This is a genomic window from Albibacterium bauzanense (assembly GCF_004339765.1).
GTDB classification, from domain to species: domain Bacteria; phylum Bacteroidota; class Bacteroidia; order Sphingobacteriales; family Sphingobacteriaceae; genus Albibacterium; species Albibacterium bauzanense.
Window position 1 is genome coordinate 1,109,202 of record NZ_SMGO01000001.1, and the last position, 17,493, is coordinate 1,126,694.

General features: G+C 36.6%; 15 protein-coding genes. 1 reads left to right on the forward strand and 14 read right to left on the reverse strand.

From position 1 onward, the window contains the following. Positions 1 to 86 precede the first annotated feature (86 nt). The 13 genes from cysM to cls all read right to left on the reverse strand — a co-directional run bounded on the left by cysM (position 87) and on the right by cls (position 15,851). A complete protein-coding gene (gene cysM / locus C8N28_RS05065; protein ID WP_132222133.1) occupies positions 87 to 959 on the reverse strand; it encodes a cysteine synthase CysM in 873 nt (290 codons plus the stop codon). Further along, positions 956 to 1,771, reverse strand: coding sequence for a serine O-acetyltransferase EpsC (gene epsC / locus C8N28_RS05070; protein WP_132222135.1), 816 nt, complete (start codon positions 1,769 to 1,771; stop codon positions 956 to 958). Before epsC ends, cysM begins: the two co-directional genes overlap by 4 nt. 16 nt (positions 1,772 to 1,787) lie before the next feature. Then, a complete protein-coding gene (locus C8N28_RS05075; RefSeq protein WP_132222137.1) occupies positions 1,788 to 3,071 on the reverse strand; it encodes a hemolysin family protein in 1,284 nt (427 codons plus the stop codon). Positions 3,072 to 3,269: 198 nt separating this feature from the next. After that, entirely contained in the window at positions 3,270 to 5,522 is a 2,253-nt protein-coding gene (locus C8N28_RS05080) for a copper-transporting P-type ATPase (protein WP_246012753.1), read from the reverse strand. Positions 5,523 to 5,545: 23 nt separating this feature from the next. Continuing rightward, complete coding sequence (locus C8N28_RS05085; RefSeq protein ID WP_132222139.1) at positions 5,546 to 6,742, reverse strand: efflux RND transporter periplasmic adaptor subunit; 1,197 nt, start codon at positions 6,740 to 6,742, stop codon at positions 5,546 to 5,548. Continuing rightward, a complete protein-coding gene (locus tag C8N28_RS05090) occupies positions 6,742 to 7,848 on the reverse strand; it encodes an efflux RND transporter periplasmic adaptor subunit (RefSeq protein WP_132222141.1) in 1,107 nt (368 codons plus the stop codon). The genes C8N28_RS05085 and C8N28_RS05090 overlap by 1 nt, the downstream gene beginning before the upstream one ends. Beyond that, positions 7,826 to 9,112, reverse strand: coding sequence for a TolC family protein (locus C8N28_RS05095; RefSeq protein ID WP_246012754.1), 1,287 nt, complete (start codon positions 9,110 to 9,112; stop codon positions 7,826 to 7,828). Before C8N28_RS05095 ends, C8N28_RS05090 begins: the two co-directional genes overlap by 23 nt. Then, positions 9,063 to 10,997, reverse strand: a complete 1,935-nt coding sequence (locus tag C8N28_RS05100) for an efflux RND transporter permease subunit (RefSeq protein ID WP_132222143.1) — start codon at positions 10,995 to 10,997, stop codon at positions 9,063 to 9,065. The genes C8N28_RS05095 and C8N28_RS05100 overlap by 50 nt, the downstream gene beginning before the upstream one ends. 1 nt (position 10,998) lies before the next feature. After that, a complete protein-coding gene (locus C8N28_RS05105) occupies positions 10,999 to 12,294 on the reverse strand; it encodes an efflux RND transporter permease subunit (protein ID WP_132222145.1) in 1,296 nt (431 codons plus the stop codon). A gap of 2 nt (positions 12,295 to 12,296) precedes the next feature. Further along, positions 12,297 to 12,914: a DUF3347 domain-containing protein gene (locus tag C8N28_RS05110; protein WP_132222147.1), complete on the reverse strand. Its 618-nt coding sequence runs from the start codon at positions 12,912 to 12,914 to the stop codon at positions 12,297 to 12,299. Between the two features lie 197 nt (positions 12,915 to 13,111). Next, complete coding sequence (locus C8N28_RS05115; protein ID WP_132222149.1) at positions 13,112 to 13,513, reverse strand: HYC_CC_PP family protein; 402 nt, start codon at positions 13,511 to 13,513, stop codon at positions 13,112 to 13,114. An 88-nt stretch (positions 13,514 to 13,601) separates the two neighbouring features. Continuing rightward, entirely contained in the window at positions 13,602 to 14,330 is a 729-nt protein-coding gene (locus C8N28_RS05120) for a GDSL-type esterase/lipase family protein (protein WP_132222151.1), read from the reverse strand. 54 nt (positions 14,331 to 14,384) lie between these two features. Then, positions 14,385 to 15,851 (reverse strand): cardiolipin synthase, encoded by a 1,467-nt coding sequence (gene cls / locus C8N28_RS05125; protein ID WP_132222153.1) that lies wholly within the window; start codon positions 15,849 to 15,851, stop codon positions 14,385 to 14,387. Positions 15,852 to 15,979: 128 nt separating this feature from the next. Here cls and C8N28_RS05130 point away from each other — a divergent pair, with 128 nt between their 5' ends. Then, the gene (locus C8N28_RS05130) at positions 15,980 to 16,756 is read left to right on the forward strand and encodes an NYN domain-containing protein (protein WP_132222155.1); all 777 of its coding nucleotides are present in this window, start codon (positions 15,980 to 15,982) and stop codon (positions 16,754 to 16,756) included. 113 nt (positions 16,757 to 16,869) lie between these two features. Here C8N28_RS05130 and C8N28_RS05135 read toward each other — a convergent pair whose 3' ends face one another. Further along, entirely contained in the window at positions 16,870 to 17,382 is a 513-nt protein-coding gene (locus C8N28_RS05135) for a hypothetical protein (RefSeq protein ID WP_132222157.1), read from the reverse strand. Positions 17,383 to 17,493 lie beyond the last annotated feature (111 nt).

Here is a 17,493-nt window from a genome sequence, read left to right on the forward strand (position 1 = left end):
CACTTTTCATCTTTTGATTATTTAAAACACAAACATTTATACGTTAAAAAACTATTTATATCCTATAATCAATTCCAACTATTGTACTACCCAAATAGATCGCTGCTTAAATAACGATCGCCTCGGTCACAAGCAATAAAAACAATATTTGCCTCTTTTACTTCACTTGCTAATTTCAATGCAGCAGCAAATGCACCACCACTGCTCATACCCACAAAAATACCCTCTCTCCGGGCAAGCTGACGCGCCATATCAGTAGCCTGATTTTGAGAAACATCAATAATTCTATCAACTCGCTTTGGATCATATATTTTAGGTAAATACTCTTCAGGCCATCTTCTAATCCCCGGAATTGATGACTCCTCTGTAGGTTGGCATCCTACAATTTGAATACTTGGATTCTGTTCTTTCAAAAACATTGAACAGCCCATAATACTTCCGGTAGTTCCCATAGAGCTTACAAAATGTGTAATCTTCTGATCTGTATCGCGCCATATCTCCGGACCTGTACCTTTATAATGAGCTTTGTAGTTATCCTTATTGGAAAACTGATCTACCAGGAAATAGTCAGCACCTGAACCTTTTTGTTCAGCGTAATCACGACATTCCTCTATAGTTTCCAATAATGTTACCTGGGCACCAAATGCCTCCATAGTTAATGTTCTCTCTCTTGTAGAGTTGGCAGGCATTACCAGTTCTATTTGCAGATCATAAATGCCCGCAATCATTGCTAATGCAATACCAGTATTTCCACTTGTAGCTTCTATCAGCCTGGTCCCTTTTTTAATATCACCACGCTCCATAGCACTTTGGATCATATTTAATGCAGCCCTATCCTTAACACTTCCACCAGGGTTATTACCTTCAAGCTTAGCATAAATATTTACATTAGAATATGGATTCAAATGCTGAATTTCTACTAATGGAGTATTTCCAATACAATCTATAATATTCTTCATTGAATTCTGTCTTTAGTATCAATCACTTTAACAGTGGACTGATGATATACAGTAGAATTTGGCGGAACACTCTTGGTTAACCATACATTTCCACCAATAATACAACTATGCCCAACAACTGTATCACCTCCTAAAATAGTAGCTCCGGCATACAAAACAACATGGTCTTCTATGGTTGGATGTCTTTTTGTATTCGCAAACAACTTTTCTACACTTAAACCGCCCAATGTAACACCCTGATATATTTTAACATGCTTACCAATAATCGTGGTTTCACCAATTACAATACCCGTTCCATGATCAATATAAAGGTATTCACCAATTACTGCTCCTGGATGAATATCAATACCAGTTTTAGAATGAGCTAATTCTGTTAAAATACGCGGAATCAAAGGTACATCAAGTTTCAATAATGCATGCGCTATTCTATAAAAAGAAATAGCCAAAAACCCCGGATAAGTCCTAATTATTTCGAACTCGCTTTTAGCAGCCGGGTCTCCATTTAAAATAGCCGAAATATCGGTATTCATTTTATCATAAAGAGCTGGAAACTCTTTAAAAAAGGTTTCAGCAACCAGTTCATTATTACAATCACTGCAAGCCTTAGTTGCATTTAATAATTGCACCAGCTCTTTCTCTAAATTAGAGAAAGACTCTTTAATATCATTTAATGAAAATTGATGACTCACTGAGCGTTCCGGGAATACCAAATTCAAAAGATTGTATACCCAATCAGCAATTACTTGATTGGAAGGTACAGCTTGAACATTAACCTGTTTTTCGAGTATATGGCGATAAAAATCTTCGTTCATTTTAATTTATTGATTGTTATTCAATATCAATCTGATTATCAAAAAGCAATAATTTATCTATACGCAAACCATCCATATCAACAATCTCAATTAAAAGATCATCAACATGTAACTTCTCTCCAGTCAGAGGAATATGTCTTATTTTATCCAGTACAAAGCCTGAAATAGTTGTATATCTAGAATGATCCTTCTCTATAATATCCCGACCGAAATATTGATTAATCTCTATAATTGTAGTTTTACCATCAACCAAATAACTGCCATCTTCTCTTTTTATAATATTATTATCTTCATCCTCTTCTGGCAAATCACCTATAATGGCCTCAAAAAGGTCATACAGAGTAATAACCCCAACAATTCCGCCATACTCGTCAACTACAATGGCCATGTATTGTTTTTGAGATTTAAAAGTATTCAAAATCTTAAAAGACGAAGTATTCTGTGAAATAATCACAGGTTTACGGATAATGTCTACGATATTAAAATCTTTCTTATTGAAATTACCTAAAAAGTCTTTAATATGAATGATCCCCCTTATATTGTCAATAGAGCCGTCTGCAGCAATAAATTTAGAGTGAGTACTCTCCTTTATATAATCAAATATCTCATCTATACTATTTTCAGTATTTATCCATTCTAAATCTGAACGGTGAGTCAACATTGATTTTGCAGTTTGGTCTGTAAACATAAAAAGGTTCTGATGAACCTGAGTTTCCTCTCTCTCCAACACACCTTGTTTACCGGCAGTCTTTAGTAAAAAACGCAATTCATCTTCACTGATCCTATCAGCTCCATGCTGTTTAATGCCAAAAAGGCCAACAATTATACTTGTTGAAAAAGATAAAAGCTTAACAAAAGGATAAGCAATCAGAGTAAAGTATTTAATAATTGGAATAGCAAAAAGCGCAATAGATTCAGCATTATTCATTGCCAATGTTTTCGGCACCAGCTCTCCAATAACAATAGAGACATAGGTAATACCCCCAATCACGATAATTAGGGAGATCGTATGAACATAATCACCAAAAAAAGAGAATTGAGATAGGTAAGCTTCCATATTGACGGTTAAAGTTGCCCCTCCATAAGCACCAGCTACAATACCAATCAATGTAATCCCTACCTGAACAGATGAAAGAAAATTCTCGGGACTCTTAAGAAGATGTAATACCGTTTCTGCTCTTTTATTTCCTTGTGAAGCCAGGTGCTCCAAACGACTTTTCTTTACGGATACTAATGCAATTTCTGATAGAGCGAAAAAACCATTTAATAATATTAAGATCAGAATAATAAGTATTTCCATCTACTGTATTACAAAATTTATATTTTCTTCTAAATACCTCATCCGAGCTAATTGATACTTTGATTAATTAAGAATGGTAAAGTTACTCATTTAAGAAATTATTACGAACAGTATTATTTGTATTAATTGTAATATTTCAAATAATCATTTTCCAGATTAATCTGCAGAAACAATATAATTGGGTATTATAAATTTCTCTTAATCCAACTTCACTTTTCTTAATCTCAATGAATTAAGAATAACAGAAATGGAACTGAAGCTCATAGCCAAAGCCGCTATCATTGGAGATAGCAAAATGCCAAAAAACGGATATAATAACCCTGCTGCAATAGGTATTCCTAAAACGTTATATCCCAAAGCAAAAAACAAGTTCTCTTTTATATTACGCATTACTTGATGACTCAGCATCCTTGCTTTGGCAATCCCATTCAAGTCGCCTTTTACCAATGTTATTCCTGAACTTTCAATAGCAACATCAGTTCCGCTACCCATAGCAATTCCAATATCTGCCTGCGATAAAGCAGGAGCATCGTTTATCCCATCACCGGCCATTGCTACTTTTTTACCCTCATGTTGTAATCGCTTTACTTCATTCATCTTATCTTCAGGCAGCATTTGAGCTTTATATCCATTAAGACCTATGGTTTCACTTACAGCCCGGGCAGTATCTTCATTATCCCCTGTTAACATGATAACTTCCAATCCTTCTTCTTGTAATCTGCGAATGGCTTTCTCACTCGACTCCTTTATTTTATCCGAAATAACTACAAATCCAACAGCAGTTTTATCAACTGCCAAATAAGACACTGTTTTACCTTGTTCTTGCTCAGCTTTTACCCGGTCATGTAACTCAACACTGATCTCAGCATTTACCTGCTCCATTAATTTCTTATTACCTAAGGCAAGGTTTTCTCCTTCAAGTGTACCAATCACTCCTTTTCCAACAACTGCTTCAAAATCAGATACAGGCATCACAGTTACATTCCTCTCATTTCCATACAACAAAGTCGCTTTTGCCAACGGATGCTCACTACTACTATTTAATGAAATTACCCGCCGAATAACTTCCTCTTCAGTAAAACGAGACTCAACACTAACAATTTTCTCTACAGATGGCTTCCCTTCAGTAACAGTACCGGTTTTATCAATTACTAATACATCAATAGCATTCATCTTTTCCAATGATTCTGCATTCTTAATAAGAACTCCAGAACGTGCTCCTTTTCCAACACCCACCATAACCGACATCGGTGTAGCAAGTCCCAATGCACAAGGACATGCAATAATAAGTACCGCTATTGCATTAACAAAAGCATATACATAAGCAGGCTCAGGGCCATAAATAGCCCATACAATAAAAGTAACCAGTGCAATTAATACTACAATGGGAACAAAAAAACCTGATATCTTATCTGCCAATTTCTGAATAGGAGCTTTAGATCGGCTTGCAGAATTAACCATTTCAATAATCTGCGATAGCAAAGTTTCTGAACCAACCTTCTCAGCTATCATCACAAAAGATCTATTACCATTAATGGTACCTGAACTTACATTATCACCTGTTTTTTTATCAACGGGAATAGGCTCACCAGATATCATAGACTCATCAATAGTTGATTCCCCCTCTTTAATACTTCCATCTACAGGTATCTTTTCTCCTGGCTTTACTCTTAATAAATCTCCCTTTTGAATGCTGTCAATACCAACCTCATGTTCTTTTCCATCAATAAGTTTTGTAGCTTTATTAGGCGCAAGTTTTAATAATTCTTTAATAGCACTGTTGGTCTTACCGTGAGCTCGCGCCTCTAAAAGCTGACCTAATAAAACCAACGTAAGAATAACAACAGCAGCTTCAAAATAAACATAAACTGTGCCCATGTGTGTCTTAAATTGATCTGGAAAGATATCAGGAAACAAGATTGCAAATACACTGAACAACCAGGCAGCACCTGCTCCTATAGCAATAAGAGTAAACATGTTTAACTTCCATGTCACAATAGACCTCCACCCTCTCTCAAAAAACATCCAGGTAGCATAGAATACCACAGGAATCGATAACACGAACTGAACCCAATTCCAATACTTCAAATCCATTAGCTTAAACAATGGATTATCAGGCAACATTTCCGACATGGCAATCAAGAAAATAGGAATCGTAAAAATGGCTGCTATTTTAAATTTATGCAGTAACTTAACGTATGTTTTATCCTCCTCTTCCTCATTCACCGTCATTGGAACTAAATCCATTCCACATATTGGACAGCTTCCTGGTTCATCGCGAACTATTTCAGGATGCATAGGACACGTATATTTAGTCGCTGTGCTTAATACAGGCTGTTCCACCAAATCCATTCCACAGACAGGGCAATTACCAGGTTGATCATATGTTTTCTCTCCTTCACAATGCATCGGACAATAATAGATTCCAGATATTTTATGATCATGTTCCATAATCTTTAGTTAAAGTTAAATCGTTAAACAGACACCGGGTGTTCTCCCTTTTTCAAAACATACTCACTATACAGTAAATAAGCACCGGTTACAACCACTCTATCTCCTTTTACCAACCCTTCCTTAATTTCAACCCTATCTGCTGATCCCTTTCCAGTTACAACCTTCCTGGGTTCAAATATGTTTTGCTTAGTCTCTATCCAAACATGCTCAGTCTTTCCATCTCTTATAACCGCATCAACTGGCAAAGTAAGCTCCTCACTATTAGAATCGTAAGGTAGTAATACTTTAGCTTGTAAGCCAGGTTGCCAATTATTCCGATTTTCAATAGTACCTCTTAACTGTAAAACCTGTCCGCCAGAAGCCATAGCCGGAGCTATAAATTGAACGAGCATATCCAAAGGTTCACTTTCCCAACCTGCAACAATTACTTTAAGCTTGCTACCAATCTTTATAGAAGACGCTTCACTCGGATAAATATCCGCTTCTACCCAAAGCCTGCTATAATCTTCAAGTCGCATCAATACAGATCCCTCATCTACATACTGACCTTCTACAACCATCAATTCAGAAACAGATCCGGAAGATGGAGCTAGATATGTTACATAAGGTTGAACAGCACCATCTTTCTTCAATCGATCAATCTGTCCTGCTGTCTGACCATATAAAAGCAATTTCTGCCGAGATGCATTGGCTAACTCTCTAAATCGCGTATTGCTACTCAGCTTCTCTGCCTGCGCTTCCATTAAAAGATAATCTTGCTGAAGGCTAAGCAGTTGCTCTGAATATAGTTTATAAAGAGCTTGTCCCTTTTTAACCTGTACTCCAGTTTCCTTTACATACAAAGTTTCAATCCTTCCAGATAGCCTGCTACTAACAAAATTTGTCTGATCCGGATTGACAACCAAATGCCCATTCAAATAAGAACTACTATTCAACGAACTTTCTCCAATAACAGCTGTCGTAATATTTGCCAAAAGCTGTTGATTTTCATTTAATGTAAGAAACTTCTCTTTATTTGTGCGATCAAAAGGCACGAGATCCATCCCACAAACCGGGCATTTTCCAGGAAACTCTTGCATCACTTGTGGATGCATCGGACAAGTATAAGTTTGTACAGCATCTGTTTGTGCCACCTCATTATTTGTACAAGCAGAAATCAACAAAGATGGGGCCGCCATTGAAAAGATCAAATTGCGTATAAAAATCTTCCTTTCCATTATTTACTTTCTTTAAGAGCGATAAAACTTTCACTATCCATTAAATAAGAAGCATCCTCTGCAATCTCCCATTCGTTGATAGCCGTTAAAACCTGAACTAATCCACCCACTTTAGCTCCCACTTCAATTTTCTTGGGAACAAAAACATCCCCTTCTTTTACAAATACAACTGATTCCATTCCAAGATCTATTACAGATGATTGAGGGAGCCATAAACTGTTTTTAATAAAGATCGGCACCTTAGCTTGTAACATTTCACCGATAATAAATCCTTCTGATGGCACATAGATACGTACCAATGTAAAATTCTCTCCTTCTCTAAAAATCGGCTGAATCAGATCAACATTTTCCACAAAAGAATCATCAGGGTTTCTAAGAGAAGAAAACAGAATACGTTGATCTTTCTTAATCAATGAGGCATTTCCCGGGTCTAAAGAAAACTCAGCTACTAAACCTGAATTTCCATAAACAGTAAAAACACTTTCACCTGCATTTAAGTATTGACCTTCTCGAACCATAACAGCCGAAGCTTCCTGATCCATCGTAGTAGAAGATCCGTTTTCTACAATAAATCCATTAACCGGACTATAAACCCCTACCCGATACTCAGGAGTTCCCGATTTTAATACTCTATCAATTTGAGACTGTGACATTCCCAGATATAAAAGCTTCTTCATGGCCGAACTCTTCACATCCCCGGAGTCTCCATTTTGAAGAAAAAGAAGCTCTCGCTGAGCAGCAACTAAATCAGGAGAGTAAACCTCCATAATCAGCTGTCCTTTTCTAACTGGCTGATAATTGTATTTTATATTCAACTTCTCAATCCGGCCTGCCACCCGACTACTTATCATTGTTTTTTCACGCGTATCGTACACTATACGGCCTTGTATCTCCAACTCCAGAACCTTGCTGCCAGAATCAGCATAAATAACCGGAGCCTGAGAAACAATCCTGCCATTTACAAGCTGTATACTCTTCTTTATATCATCACTTAATTCTTCCCCACTATGTAATACCGTATGCTCAGTAACCTTCTGCTTACAAGAAGAAGCCAAGAAAATAATACATAGAAAGGTAAACAAGCTACCTAAATAGTTCTTTTTCATAGTCTATTATTAATTGATAGAACGTTAACTTTTCATCTAATAAATTATTTTCCATCATATTCCATGCTTCCCAGTTATCAATAATAACCGGCAATTGAATTTTGTTCTCTTGATACGATTGAAAATTTGCATCCAATGCCCGCTTTAAAGAAGGGATAATCTTTGATTCAAGATTGTCCAATCGTTTCTGCACATTCAAAATCTCATACTGCATTCCGTAAACCATACCCTGCCTCTCTAAAAGCATACCTTGTCGTTCTTTTTGCATAGCATCAATTTCCAGGTTCATTGCAGAAACTTCATTTTTATACATTTTACTGCTCCACGGTGCTATCGGTATTGATATCATTCCCATAATGCTATAAGAGTTTGGCATCATACCTGCGCCAAGAGGTGACATATGATCAAATCGTATCTTAAGACCAGGGCGGCTTTCCTTTTTCATGACTTCCACTCCAAGCTTCATACTGGCAATCTCTCGTTCCATTTTAATGATGTCTGCTCGCTGGTCTGCTAAAGAAGCAGTATCTAAAACAGCCTGTGGAACAAATACCAACTGCTCTGATGTATCAATAGAAAAATAAGTATCTCCAGCCTGGTTCATCAAAGAATTAAGCCAAGCCCGAGATTTAGAAATCTCGCCTTCCTGCATCAAAATCATATTCTGATTTTCTTCAATTTTAGCATCAATATTAAAAATGCTCCCTAACTGACTTTGGTTATATTTATACCTAATCTCTTCAACCTCTCGCATTGTTTGCATAATTTTTTCATTTTCACGCAAAACTTGTATCCGCTCTAAAGCAATCAACCAACCAAAATACAGGCTTTTAGCTTGAGCTTTTAACTCATTTAATTTTACATCCCTACTTGCATATTCTATATCTCCAAGAGAGATAATGGCTTTTTGATTTGCTTTCTGCTGTGAAAAATTAGGAATATCCTGCTCTACTTGAAACATAAGAGAGCCTTTGTCATCCGCCATCGGATTTTGTCCGGGATAAGGTGTCATATAAGTTCCGGCACCTACCATCGGAGCCATCCAGGAAGTCGCAGCTTCTGATTTATAATTATAACTCTTCGCCTTCAAATCATACGATTCAAGGGAAACATTCTGCTTCTCTATTCTTGTTAAAATATCATTAATCGATAAAGACAATGAATCCTGTGCAAATACACTTACAGGCATCAGGAGAAGCAACAAACAAGTATATTTAATGTGGTGCATCATGGGTTTCAAGTTTTCCGAATTTTCGTAGTTCATACTCTTTAGACATTAAAAATATAAGAGGTGTCACCAAAAGGATGTGAATAGAAGATGTAAAAACACCCCCAATCATTGGCAGTACAATAGGTTTCATAATATCAGTACCAACACCAGTTGCCCATAGTATAGGTACCAGTCCAAATAACGAAACACAAACGGTCATAATTTTAGGCCGTAAGCGTTTGCTTGCTCCCCAAATCACATACTTTCTCAAATCCGCTTTACTAATGGTTTCTCTGCTATTGCCTTTTTCTTTGATCAATTGCTGCATGGCATCATTTAGATAAATCACCATCACAATACCTGTTTCAACCGCAATTCCAAAAAGGGCGATAAAACCAACAGCGACTCCAATAGAAAGATTAGCACCCCAGAAATAAACCATATATACACCTCCAATCAGTGCAAATGGTATTGTTATTAAGCTCAGGAAGGCTTCTCTAACAGAATGAAATGCAAAATAAAGTGAGAAGAAAATGATGACCAAAACAACCGGTGCAATCCAAATTAATGTTTGTTGCCCACGGATCAGGTTTTCATATTGACCGCTCCATTCTAAGAAATAACCCCGTGGCAGAATACCATCTGCAGCATTCAATTTCTCCATCGCTTCCTCAACTGTACTTCCTAAATCCCGATCACGAACATTAAACATAACCGCTCCGCGCAATAAAGCATTTTCTGAAGTGATCATAGGTGGTCCCTCTTCAAACTTAATAGTCGCCACAGCACTTAAAGGAACTTCGCCAAATACAGGACTCATTAAAGGGATCCGATTGAGTTGATCAATGCTATTTCGATAGTCTTGCAACAAGCGAACATTAATACTAAAGCGCTGTCTTCCCTCAATGGTCTGTCCAACAGGAGCACCACCAATGGCAGATTCAACAGTCTGGTTCACATCATCAACATTCAATCCATACCGAGCTAACGCATCCCTATTGATATCAACATTTAAATATTTTCCACCAGTTACCGGCTCCACAAAAAGATCCTGAACTCCTGGCGTACCTTCCAAAGCATTCCTTACTTTTTCTGAAACATTGGCAATAGTATCCAGATTCTGACCATATACTTTAATTCCAACATCTGTACGAATACCCGTTGCAAGCATATTTATCCGATTAATAATCGGCTGCGTCCATCCATTCACTACTCCAGGAATCTGAAGCTTTGTGTCCAGCTCTTTAATAATATCGTCTTTAGTTATTCCTTCTCTCCATTGATTTTTTGGTTTAAGCATAATCATTGTTTCAATCATGCTTAAAGGAGAGTTATCTGTAGATGTACTGGCTCTACCAGCTTTACCCAATACCTTATCTACCTCGGGCACCTGTTTAATGATCTTATCCTGAACCTGCAAAATTCTTCTGATCTCATCATTACTTACATCAGGTAAGGTTACCGGCATAAACAATATACTCTGTTCATCCAGCGTCGGCATAAACTCAGATCCCATGTTCTTTAACACAGGAATAGTAATTAATAATGCAAGGATATTAATAGCCAGCGTAGTTTTCCGCCACTCTAAAACCCATTCTATTATAGGCTCATAGATCCGTTCTAAGAAACGATTCACCGGATTTGAACTATCAGGTTTAAATTTACCTTTCATAAAAAAGGAAATCAATACCGGCGCCAATGTTAACACCAATAAAGCATCCACAATCATGATGAAAGTCTTGGTATAAGCAATGGGATGAAACATCTTTCCTTCCTGTCCTGTCAACATAAATACCGGAAGAAAAGAAGTGATAATAATTACAGTGGCAAAGAAAACACCACGACTTACCTGCTTGCTGCTCTTTTCAATGATTTGAAGCCTCTCTTCTTCAGATATCCATTGAGGCGTCTTTTTAAATAATCTTTTAAACCAATTCATGCTATTCAGATTTTGATTTTTGACTTAATTCCCACTCATGATATCGGTCAGATAAGTGTTTATATGAATTTTCACTCATAATAATTCCATTATCTACAATTACTCCAATAGCTAAAGCAATACCTGTTAATGACATGATATTAGAAGAAACTCCAAAAGCATTCAATAAAATAAAGCTGGCAGCCACCGTAATTGGTATCTGAATAATAATACTTAATGCGCTACGCCAATGGAAAAGGAAGATGATAACAATAAGAGAAACGATTATCATTTCTTCAATTAAGGTATTTCTAATGGATGAGATTGATTCCTTAATCAATTCTCCACGATCATAAACTATATCAAACTTCACATTTTCAGGAAGCCCTTTACTCACTTCAATCATTTTAGCTTTTACATCGTCAATAACCTGAGCTGCATTCTCTCCATAGCGCATAACCACAATACCTCCTACTCTTTCACCCTCACCATCTTGGTCAAATATGCCCAGTCTTGCCTCACCGGTCATTTGCACAGTTCCAACATCAGAAACATAGATGGGTACTCCATTTTGATTTCCAACCGGAATTTTCTGGATATCTTCTATAGATTCCAGATAGCCATTGGTTTTAATGATATAACCGATATCACTCACTTCGTACTTTCTACCTCCACTTTCATTGTTATTAGCACGAACAGCAGTGATAACATCTGGAACCGAAAGCTTATAATATAAAAGTTTATTAGGATCTACTGTTACTTGGTATTGTTTTTGAAAGCCTCCAAAAGAAGCTATTTCACTCACACCAGGAACATTCTGTAAAGCGAATTTAACATACCAGTCTTGTATTGCTCTTTGCTCTCCCAGATCCAAATCTGGTGCGTCCAATGTATACCATAAAATATGTCCTACTCCTGTTCCATCAGGTCCCAATTGAGGTGTTACATCTTGCGGTAGCGAACTAGTTATCGTACTCAACCTTTCCGATACGCGCTCTCGTGCCCAGTAAACATCCACATTATCTTCAAAAACCACGTAGATAAAACTCATTCCAAACATAGAGGTAGCTCTTACATAGTTAACTTTAGGCAAACCCTGAAGATTGGTAACCAACGGATAAGTTATTTGATCTTCAACTAATTGTGGAGACCGACCCATCCATTCGGTAAAAACAATAACCTGGTTCTCCGATAGATCAGGAATAGCATCAATGGGGTTGTTCTTTATAGAGAATATCCCCCAGATAAAAATCCCAATGCTAAGGCTTAATACAATAAACCGATTCCGTAAAGACCATTCTATTAGGCGATGTACCATAATTACATTACAAGTTCATCGATTGAACCACAATTAAGCATACTCTCACCATAATAAGGGTTCTTAATTTCATTCTTTTCAGTTAACCAGTTAGCATCAACCATTGGACAATGGGCTTTATAAAGTTTCCTTCCAGCACCAAAAGTTTTCACCAATGCGTAAACATCTTCACTCATCTTCTCAAAAGATTCACGTTGAACTTCAATATTATTTACATTGGTAGCAATAGCAGTAGCGTGTTCCTTAAGAGCATTCTCACTCTTTACATACATGTTTTTTTGCTCTTCGCTAAAAGCAGATTTATCTACATGATTAATAAGTTCTGAAAGTGCCATTCCTCCCGATGCAGCTGCCTTATTATCATCTTTACCTAAAGCAGTACTGACATTAATATAATAGTCAACAATTTGTTTAATAGATGAGGAAACTTCAGGCGACAGATCAGAAAACAGTGGTGTTATTGCCTTAAGATCAGCATCCTTAACAGCAACGTGTTCTGTATGATCAGACTCAACATGAGTTTCTGTAGCTGCTGTAGAGGTTGCATTTTGTGGAGTATTATTACAAGCCGAAATGCCAAGAGCAATTATTGCAATTGAACTTAAAAAGATAGTTTTCATTGTTATATAATTTATTGTATGATGTGTTTTAAAGATTGTATCTCTATCAAATCATCCATCGCATTCAAACAGTTCAACAACCATTCAGAATGAAAGAATAATTTAATTATAAGCTAGAAAATAGCAGTTGAATAAAGCATTTAAGAAAATGCCGATCAGCAGAATTTAATAAGTTCTGTGACCTATTAAGGAGGGTATTATATTATAAATGTACAGTTACGAAGATAGACCGGAACACTCTGCACATTGGGTGGTGCATTACTTACTGGGTGTTCGCTTGCGTCTGTTGGTAGATTTAAAAAAGCAGGTTGTTCATGAATGCTTAAAGGCAAAGAAATTGCCCAAGTCTGCATTAACTTTAAAGATGGTTCAGCCTTTAACTGATCTGTACTAACTTTGGTAATCTTTACTTCATCCTTACAGCAGTGGTCTTTCTCCATTTCAGGAGAATCAGGCATCCCACAGTCTTGCAACTCCTCAGCTCCATAAAGAATAGAAGCTGAAGTCAGCTTATCCATGCAATAATGGAAATGCATAGCAAACCCTGTTGAATTACCCAGGTATACAAAAGCCAGAAGTACAAGAAGTAGCTTTTTCATTGAAAGCAAAGGTACAAAATGATTTAATGAGTTTTATAAAACTACCGTTACAAAGGAATAAATCTTTGAATCTATATTCTGCAACTAACTACTCCAAATGCGGAGCCAGTGCCTTAGCCCAAACATCATAACCTGCCGGAGTCATATGTAGGCTGTCTGACAGAAAATAGGCTGGATTAGGTCTGCCATTTCCAAGCAACATAGGCTTAACGATATCTACATAACTTGAATTACTAACCGTCTCCAAATAATTTTCAACCAACGTATTTGTTTTCGTAAATTTATCCATCAAGGCCCAACGGCTCGGACTAGGTTTAATAGAAATGTAGGTAATCTTTGTTTTAGGTAGCTGATACCTGATATCTTCAAAGAAATCCTTTAAATCACTAAAAACCTTCTCAGGAGATTTTCCTGCATTAACATCATTATCGCCTACGTATACTACTACCTGCTTAGGCTGATAAGGAAACAACATTCTGAAAGCATAATAATGTACTTCGTCAGTCTGAGAGCCTCCAAAACCCCTGTTTATGATAAATTTGCCAGGAAAATAAGAATCCAAATCCTTCCACATAACCATAGAAGAGCTTCCAACAAAGAGAATAGATCCCTTCTTAGGTGGATTCTCTTTATCTTGCTGCTCAAATGCCGCAATTGACTTTTCCCATTTCTCAATGTCCTGAGGGATATTCTGAACTGTATTAAACTTTGAGTTAGCTTTACTATTCTTAATCTGTGGACTGCATGCAAATACAAAAGCCAACAGTGCCAATAAGAAACTGCCAACAATAGGTTTAATTAAGTTTAATCTTTTCATAGTATAGGTTGAAAATTCTAATTTATATAATTTATAACTCAAATCCTCTTTTTATCATAATAAAGGTGCTAATAATCTGCAAACTGAATCTAACCCCCTTTTCAAAACCGATCGTTTTTTCCAGTACTTCATATCAATATGCTTACTATCTTTCTTATCAATTTCAAATTGCTTCTGCATCTCTACACAAAGCTTCTTATCGTAAATTAAAGCTGCTATTTCGAAATTAATGTAAAAACTACGGATATCCATATTTACAGTACCCACAAAGGCAAGTTTTCCATCAACACAGATAGTTTTAGCATGCATAAAACCTTTTTTATACAAATATACGTGTACGCCTCTTTTTAACATTGGTTTTAAGAAAGAAAAAGAAGCATGACGAACAATATATGAATCTGGACGCATAGGCATAATCAATTCCACCTTTATTCCACTTGCTGCTGCAACTTGAAGTGCAGTACTAATTTGCTCACTCGGAATGAAGTAAGGCGTACAAATTTGAACCGATTCACTTGCACGGGCAATGGCTATTAAAATTGCCTCCATATTATAAGGTGAGGGCGAACCAGGATCACTTAATGCAAAACTTACTGTTGCATCTCCATCAGAACCATCATCCAAATCCATATAATGTTCTGTTAACTCATAAGGAATGCCGTCAGAAAAATGCCAGGTAAGCCAAAATTGAAATTGAAGAAGGAAAACTGACCTACCTTGTATTTTAACAGAAGTATCTCGCCAATATAAAGGGTTCTTTCCATCATTAACGTAGCGTCCGGATATGTTAATTCCTCCAATAAATGCTGTAGAACCATCAATAATAGCAACCTTACGATGATTCCTAAAGTTGCTATCTGCCATAGAGGTAAATCTAACAGGCAAAAAGCGTATAAAATAAACCCCTGCTTCTTGCATCAGCGCTTCTTCTCTTTTCATTCTGGAAGAACCAAAATCATCTACCAAAAAACGAACCTCTACACCTTCAAGAGCTTTTTCTATTAAGAGGTCAATAACCTGCCTCCCTAATTCATCAACCTCAAATATATAGTACTCGAAATGAATATGATGCTTGGCATGTTTAATAGCTTCAATCAATTCAGGAAACTTCTGCTCGCCATTTATTAATAGCTTCACCTTATTATCCATAATAGGTGCAGAAACATTTTCATTATACAAAAAACGATAGGTGTTCGCCAAATCACCCAAAGAAATATCGAGTTTCTTTAAGTTCTCTTCTAACTGAGGCCTATGTTTTTGCCACCTGTCATAAAAGATCTGATGTTCACCACTATTTTTCCGTTTAAAAACCTTCTTTTTCTTAAATCTCCGACCAAAGAAAAAATAGATACACAAACCAAGCCCTGGCAGAAAAACAATAACAAGCAGCCAGGCTAATGTCTTAGTAGGGTTTCTATTCTCAATAAGAATGGTGATAATTACTCCTGTATAAATCAGAGCTAAAGGAGCCCAATACCATTCTCTCGTAAAGTCTATTACTATTTTTAATAACTCCTCCATAAAACGAAATGAATGGTTTTATCTCTTAAGACCTCTAAGATAAAGATATAATTTAAAAAAACTCAACAGATTATTTGGCCCCTTTTAGAGTATCTTTGTTTAATTAATGCGCATTAAACAACAACATAATGGATTCTATCAAAGATTTACGTTTAGCAGTACTAATTGATGCTGACAACGTTCCTTACAAAAAGGTAAAGCTAATGTTTGAAGAAATCGCGAAATATGGCACACCTACTTTTAAAAGAATATATGCCGACTGGACGAAGCCCACTGTTTCAGGCTGGAAAACAGTTTTATTAGAAAATGCAATCACCCCCATTCAACAATATAGCTACTCAGTAGGTAAAAATGCAAGTGATAGTGCGATGATTATTGATGCCATGGATATTCTTTATTCAGGGAAAGTTGATGGTTTTTGCATCGTATCAAGCGATAGCGATTTTACAAGATTAGCCACCCGACTACGAGAAGCTGGCATGCGGGTAATTGGTATTGGGGAAAAGAAAACCCTCACTCCTTTTATTACTGCTTGCGACAAATTTATTTACATTGAAATATTAGGTATAGATGAGCATACCGATGAGCAGGAAGGTGTAACCGATATCGATAAAAGCAAAGAACGACCTTCAAATAAAGCAAAAAACAGTCTTCAAAAAATAGATAAATCCTTAATCCGTGTATTAAGCAGCAGTATTTCCGATTTAGGCGATGAAGATGGCTGGACTTTCTTAGGCGACCTGGGTAATTTCATCTTGAAAAAGCATCCTGATTTTGACCCCCGAAACTATGGCTTTCCAAAAATGCTTTCGCTCATAAAGAGCATAAACAAATTTGAAGTAGACGAACGTGAAACCGGAAAGAAAAACATTAAACATGTCTTTGTCCGGGTTAAAGGTGGGTAAGCGTTTCCACAAAGCGAGAATAAACTCAAAACAAAAAACAAACTCTAACAAAAGCGAGGCTTATCATAAATTATGATAAGCCTCGCTTCTTTTATGAACAAACAATCTTTATACTAAAACAAAGATATATTTACCTGAACCCTTGAATCTCTCGGATATCTATTAGCATACCTGCTATAATATTGTTCCGGTCGTCTATTTACTGGAATATCAGTGATTAAATTCATTCTGGCAGCTCCTAAATTCACCCCTACTAAAAAGGTTGGAACACTTCTGGAAAACACCCATTTACTATTCCGACGATATACATACCCTTCTCTATAAGGATCGTAGAACGTTTGATAATCACGGAAGTAAACATGATTCTTAGCCCGGTATCCATGTGCTGGTGCCCAGGCAGGCGGACCATTTCTCTTTCCTACATATGTATAGTTTCTACCGTTATTCTTATATTGCTTCTCAACATATTTATTATAAGCTTTTCTTTCTTTCTCTTGCTGTTTATAATACTCTTTACGAGCTTTCTCAGCGTGCTTACTATTACGATTCTGAGCTAGAACATCTGCACTGCCAAATAAAAAAAACGTTGCTGCTAATACAAGAGAGTAAATTTTAAATCTTTTCATGGCTTTCCTTTTTTAATTTCAATATCTATATATAGATAGATACGAAAAGTATGCCGAAGTTTAATTCACAAACACAATAACAATTTATATAAACAAAAAAGCCGCTCAATA

What these genes read in the sequence shown, in the direction of transcription:
- C8N28_RS05090 (WP_132222141.1), bottom strand. Translation starts at nt 7,848, where the DNA reads ATGAAAAAGAACTATTTAGGTAGCTTGTTTACCTTTCTATGTATTATT.
- C8N28_RS05135 (WP_132222157.1), bottom strand. Translation starts at nt 17,382, where the DNA reads ATGAAAAGATTTAAAATTTACTCTCTTGTATTAGCAGCAACGTTTTTT.
- C8N28_RS05100 (WP_132222143.1), bottom strand. Translation starts at nt 10,997, where the DNA reads ATGAATTGGTTTAAAAGATTATTTAAAAAGACGCCTCAATGGATATCT.
- cls (WP_132222153.1), bottom strand. Translation starts at nt 15,851, where the DNA reads ATGGAGGAGTTATTAAAAATAGTAATAGACTTTACGAGAGAATGGTAT.
- C8N28_RS05080 (WP_246012753.1), bottom strand. Translation starts at nt 5,522, where the DNA reads ATGGAACATGATCATAAAATATCTGGAATCTATTATTGTCCGATGCAT.
- C8N28_RS05075 (WP_132222137.1), bottom strand. Translation starts at nt 3,071, where the DNA reads ATGGAAATACTTATTATTCTGATCTTAATATTATTAAATGGTTTTTTC.
- C8N28_RS05110 (WP_132222147.1), bottom strand. Translation starts at nt 12,914, where the DNA reads ATGAAAACTATCTTTTTAAGTTCAATTGCAATAATTGCTCTTGGCATT.
- epsC (WP_132222135.1), bottom strand. Translation starts at nt 1,771, where the DNA reads ATGAACGAAGATTTTTATCGCCATATACTCGAAAAACAGGTTAATGTT.
- cysM (WP_132222133.1), bottom strand. Translation starts at nt 959, where the DNA reads ATGAAGAATATTATAGATTGTATTGGAAATACTCCATTAGTAGAAATT.
- C8N28_RS05105 (WP_132222145.1), bottom strand. Translation starts at nt 12,294, where the DNA reads ATGGTACATCGCCTAATAGAATGGTCTTTACGGAATCGGTTTATTGTA.
- C8N28_RS05120 (WP_132222151.1), bottom strand. Translation starts at nt 14,330, where the DNA reads ATGAAAAGATTAAACTTAATTAAACCTATTGTTGGCAGTTTCTTATTG.
- C8N28_RS05095 (WP_246012754.1), bottom strand. Translation starts at nt 9,112, where the DNA reads ATGAACTACGAAAATTCGGAAAACTTGAAACCCATGATGCACCACATT.
- C8N28_RS05085 (WP_132222139.1), bottom strand. Translation starts at nt 6,742, where the DNA reads ATGGAAAGGAAGATTTTTATACGCAATTTGATCTTTTCAATGGCGGCC.
- C8N28_RS05115 (WP_132222149.1), bottom strand. Translation starts at nt 13,513, where the DNA reads ATGAAAAAGCTACTTCTTGTACTTCTGGCTTTTGTATACCTGGGTAAT.
- C8N28_RS05130 (WP_132222155.1), top strand. Translation starts at nt 15,980, where the DNA reads ATGGATTCTATCAAAGATTTACGTTTAGCAGTACTAATTGATGCTGAC.